The sequence below is a fragment of the Lentzea sp. DG1S-22 genome (genome assembly GCF_036321065.1).
GTDB lineage: Bacteria > Actinomycetota > Actinomycetes > Mycobacteriales > Pseudonocardiaceae > Lentzea > Lentzea jiangxiensis.
This window is the reverse complement of the sequence record NZ_CP143276.1, coordinates 1484242-1488393: the sequence shown is the minus strand read 5'-3', so window position 1 is coordinate 1488393 and position 4152 is coordinate 1484242. Positions and strand designations below refer to the sequence as shown.

Sequence of the window (4152 nt, the reverse complement as noted above, 5' to 3'; positions counted from 1 at the left end):
CATCGCCATGGTGAACGCCCCTTACAGCCCTTCGGTTGCCGCGTTGGCCTCGTCGACCGTCGCTTCGAACGAACGGGAGGTCTCGAGCGTGCGGTCGCTGGCCCCGCCGAGAACCTCCTCGAGGAGGTCGAGGAACGCCAGTGCGCGTTCGGCGGTGGGTTTGTAGCCCTTGTCGAAGGCTTCACCCATCTCACCGGTGCCACCGGAACCGCCGTACATCACGGTGGCGTTCGCGAGATCGGAGCTGATGTCCCTGGCGAGCTGGGACGTCTTCAGGATGTTGACGCCGCCACGCCGCAGAGCGTCGACGTCGACGCCGGTCCGGTTGCTCATCGCAGCCACTTCCCCGCCGTCAGGTCCTCCATGGCCGACTTGAACATGCCCTGCAGATCAGGCGTGCTGCCGAGCATCGAGTCGAGGCTCACGCCTGGCGGGAGCAGCGGTGCCACGAGCTCTGCGGTCTGCTCGGCCGCCTTGTCCTGCGCGCGGTTCACGACCTCCACGATCCTCGCGGTCAGCTCCTTCGGAGCCAGGTCCCGCCACCGCCTCCCGGTGAGCTTCAGGCCGGTGAGCTTGCCCTTGGCGTCGACTGTCGCCTGGATCATCCGGTCCTCCGTGACGACCGTCGTCTCGGCCGACTCCAGACGTCCCACGGCCTCGGTGATGCGGCCCTGCTGTTCCTTCAGGTCGGCGAGAACCCCGTCCAGTTCGTTGTGCAGCGGTGTGGACATCCGCTCTCCTTCCAGCTCGTGTTGGGCGAACCTCCGCCGCCTTCACGTTTGTGGGGGCGCGCAGGGTTCGAGGCTAGGCAGCGGGGATTCGATTTCACCTGGTCGGAAGTGCCCCCTCTGCACGCAGGAGCCACCGGGTCTGCACGACCGGGCATCCCGTCGTCCGGGTGACGCGACGAAGGCCGGTCACGCATCGCCTGTGACCGGCCTTCATCGCGCCTTGACCGTCCAATCCGGATCAGGTCGTGCTGCTCTCCGCGGTTCGCTCGTGGCCTGCGTCGGCGGCCTTCCCGCGCGGGGCGGCGGAGCGCAGGTGCACGTGCGTCGGCGCCAGCGGCTCGTCGGCGTCCACGTCGTCGGCGTCGGGGCGGCCGATGACGCCGAACCCGATGTCCGTGTCGGTGCCCCAGACCTTCTCGTCCTCGGACAACCAGGTCTGACGTTCCCGCTCCTGCTGGTTGCCGTTGTTGCCGGGACCACCCATCCCGCCCATGCCGCCCATCGGCGGCATGAACGGCATGCCTCCGCGCTGTTCGTCGCGCTGGCCGTTGCCTCCGGTGGAACCGAACTGCTCGCCGGCGCGCGGGCCGTCACCGCCGGGCGTACCGGACCACGGGTCCGTCCCGGTGGGGGCGAAGGCCGTGTCGCCGGTGCCGGTGCCGCCGAGTCCGCTGGACCCGACACCCGAGCCCGACCCCGCGAAGAGCTCGCCGGGCGTGCCGCCGGAACCGCCCGGCATCAGGGCGGAACCGTCGCCGCCCGCGGAGGGGATCTTGGGCAACGAGGCCATGAGCTCCTCGTTCGCCAGCAGGTCGTCGGGCAGCTTCGGGCCGGGACCGAACACGAGCTCACCGTTGGACGCGAGGTTCCCGCCGGAAGGCGGCGCCACGGCATCGCCAGTCGGTGCACCGGGAGCCCAGCCGTCGTCGTCGAAGCCGGCGTCCACGCCGGGCCTGCCCACCAGCTCAGGCCTGCCCACCAGCTCGGGTCGGCCCGGTAGGTTCAGGTCGCCGGGAGGCGGGACGTCGATGGTGCCGTTGGCGCCGCCGCTCTTGCGTTCGTCCGCAGGCCGGTTGGTCGGACCGGTGCGTAGCGGCGGCGGGATGAACGGGGGGATCGCCGTACCGGCGCCGAAACCGCCCAGACCGCCGGTGCCGGTCTGCCCGGAGTCGCCCGTGCCGAGGCCGTCCAGACCACCTGTGCCGCCGGAACCGCCGGTCAGGCTCGTACCACCGGGACCGCCCAGACCGTCGAGGTCGAAGCTGCCGGTGCCGTTGCCACCGAGGCCTGGCCCGTTTCCGTTGCCGCCGAGGTCCAAGCCTCCCGTGCCGTTGCCACCGAGACCTGTCCCCCCGCCGTTGCCCGTGGGCGGCGCGACGGTGGTGCCGTCCCCGCCAGGGGGCGGACCGTCCCACTTGATCCTGACCTCGTCGTCCGGCGGCAACTTCTGCTCACCGCCACCATTGCCGCCGTCGCCGTTGTCGCCGTTGTCGCCGAGCAGATCGTCGATGTCGGGGATCTCCGGGCCGCCCGGACCGCCCGGACCGCCCGGCATCGGCGGCCCGCTCGGACCGCCGATGTTGGGGGCGTTGTTCTGCTTCAGGTCGACCAGCGCCCGGCCGCTGTTCTGGTAGACCTCGTTGAGGCGGACGAACTGCTCCCGCGCCTTCTCGTCGAGCTTCTGGAGCTCGGTGCGCATGAGGGTGCTCGTGGCCGCGTTGACGGCGTCCCAGAACGCCTTGGTCGTGAGGTCACCCGACACGTGCGGAAAGCCCGCCGGCATTCCGGCGTTCGCGGTGGAGTAGTTGGCCATCACGTCCTTGATGTGCTGCTTCGCCTCCTCCACGCTGCCGAAGTCGTCCAAGACGTAGTACCGCGGGTCGTTGTAGTCCAAGCCCTTGTTGCGGACGTACAACCCGTTGCGTTCGAGGTGCTCGATGATGTGGCTGATGAGGGCGTAGCCGACCTCGTGAGCCTTGTTGAACAGGAACTGGTTCGACTCCCACCAGGCATACGCCATCTGCTCGCCGAAGCGCTTGAGCGCGTCCGCGGCGTTGCGGATGCCGACCGGTGTCGACGGCTTGCGGTCCTCCATGATCTGGTCGTGCAGGTCGTTGAACGTGAACGCGAGCTTCTTGAGGTTGACCTGGATGGCGAACGCCGCCTTGCCCTTGAACGCGGAGTCGTCGCTGTCCAACGCGGACACCCACGCCTTGGTCGTCTCCAGGCTGCCGTTCAGCCAGCGCAGGTAGGTGTTGACCACCCGCTCGGCGTCCCACAGCCGCGGCACGTCCATCAGGCCGGTCTTGCCCTGGAACACCGGGTGCATCACCCGTTCGACCTCGCCCACGGCGGAGGACCAGCCGGCGAAGGTCGTCATGTTGTAGCTGACGCCGAGGAAGTCCTGTTCGAAGGCGCGGTAGTTGATGTTGCTGCCGCCACTGGTGCCGAAGTTGAACCACGTGGTCTCGCTGGTGGACCCGCCCGCCGCGTCCAGGAAGTTGTGCAGGTTCGTGCCCTGCCCGGTGACCGCGAACAGGATTTCCTCGAAGGTTGCCCTGGAGAAGTCCTGGTTCTCCGGGAGGGTGATGCCGAGCGGATCCGTCATGATCTTCCCTTCGGGTGCTGCGGGTGGCTACTTCGCCAGCGTGGGAACCGGACCGCTGCTGAAGCCGCCACCGATGTTGAAGTCCGGGTACTCCTGGGTGAAGGTCTTGATGTCGTAGGTGGCGAGGTCGTCGGTCTCCTTGAAGACGTCCCTGGCCACCTCGAGCGCGTTGCGGAAGGTCACCAACCCCTTGCGCAGGGCCTCGTTCTGCGTTTCCACCGAACCACCGAATGCCGTGCCCTTGCTGAGGAGGTTCTGCGCGGCCAGCCACTTCGGACTGCCCGGCAGCAGGACGAAGTCGTTGTCCAGCGGGATGGTGTCGGAGCTGGTCGCCTCGTGCAGCAACCCGTACTCGAGCTCGTCGAGCACCTTGATCAGCTTGTTGTACATCGCCTCGTCGAAGACGATCTTGTTCGTGTCGGCCATCGTGTCACCTCGTGGGGTCGTGGAACGGAAGGGCACTGGGAGTCCTGCGGACTCCCAGTGCCGATGACTCAGCCCATCATGATCCGGGCGCCGCGGCTGTCTCCCTCGCCGAAGATCTGGTGCACGTCGCGCGAGGTCTGCAGGCTGTTGGCGAGCTGCATCTGGATGCGCTCGTAGGTCCGGTTCCAGTCCAGCTGGCGCTCGTTCCACAGGCTGGCCGCGTTGCCCTGGACGGCCTCGTCGATGCGGCGCAACGAGTTGTTCAAGTTGGTGATGATCTCCTGGCCGATGGAGACCTGTTGCGCCAGTCGCATGTTGAGGTCGGCGTAGCCGTTGTGGTCGATCTGGAACGAGGTCATGTCAGTCGGTCCTTTCGGGGGATGGTCG

General features: G+C 68.0%; 5 protein-coding genes. All 5 read right to left on the bottom strand.

Going from position 1 to position 4152, the window contains the following annotated elements; all coding sequences use genetic code 11:
• Window positions 1-21: 21 nt before the first annotated feature.
• Window positions 22-333 (bottom strand): hypothetical protein, encoded by a 312-nt coding sequence (locus tag V1227_RS06475; protein ID WP_329791562.1) that lies wholly within the window; start codon window positions 331-333, stop codon window positions 22-24.
• Window positions 330-731: a YbaB/EbfC family nucleoid-associated protein gene (locus V1227_RS06470; RefSeq protein WP_329791561.1), complete on the bottom strand. Its 402-nt coding sequence runs from the start codon at window positions 729-731 to the stop codon at window positions 330-332. Before V1227_RS06470 ends, V1227_RS06475 begins: the two co-directional genes overlap by 4 nt.
• 238 nt (window positions 732-969) lie before the next feature.
• Window positions 970-3339, bottom strand: coding sequence for a hypothetical protein (locus V1227_RS06465; RefSeq protein WP_329791560.1), 2370 nt, complete (start codon window positions 3337-3339; stop codon window positions 970-972).
• A gap of 27 nt (window positions 3340-3366) precedes the next feature.
• Window positions 3367-3765 carry a hypothetical protein gene (locus V1227_RS06460; RefSeq protein ID WP_329791559.1) on the bottom strand — a complete coding sequence of 133 codons (399 nt, stop codon included), beginning with the start codon at window positions 3763-3765 and terminating at the stop codon, window positions 3367-3369.
• A gap of 68 nt (window positions 3766-3833) precedes the next feature.
• Complete coding sequence (locus V1227_RS06455; protein WP_329791558.1) at window positions 3834-4124, bottom strand: hypothetical protein; 291 nt, start codon at window positions 4122-4124, stop codon at window positions 3834-3836.
• Window positions 4125-4152: the final 28 nt, after the last annotated feature.

What these genes read in the sequence shown, in the direction of transcription:
- V1227_RS06475 (WP_329791562.1), bottom strand. Translation starts at nt 333, where the DNA reads ATGAGCAACCGGACCGGCGTCGACGTCGACGCTCTGCGGCGTGGCGGC.
- V1227_RS06455 (WP_329791558.1), bottom strand. Translation starts at nt 4,124, where the DNA reads ATGACCTCGTTCCAGATCGACCACAACGGCTACGCCGACCTCAACATG.
- V1227_RS06460 (WP_329791559.1), bottom strand. Translation starts at nt 3,765, where the DNA reads ATGGCCGACACGAACAAGATCGTCTTCGACGAGGCGATGTACAACAAG.
- V1227_RS06465 (WP_329791560.1), bottom strand. Translation starts at nt 3,339, where the DNA reads ATGACGGATCCGCTCGGCATCACCCTCCCGGAGAACCAGGACTTCTCC.
- V1227_RS06470 (WP_329791561.1), bottom strand. Translation starts at nt 731, where the DNA reads ATGTCCACACCGCTGCACAACGAACTGGACGGGGTTCTCGCCGACCTG.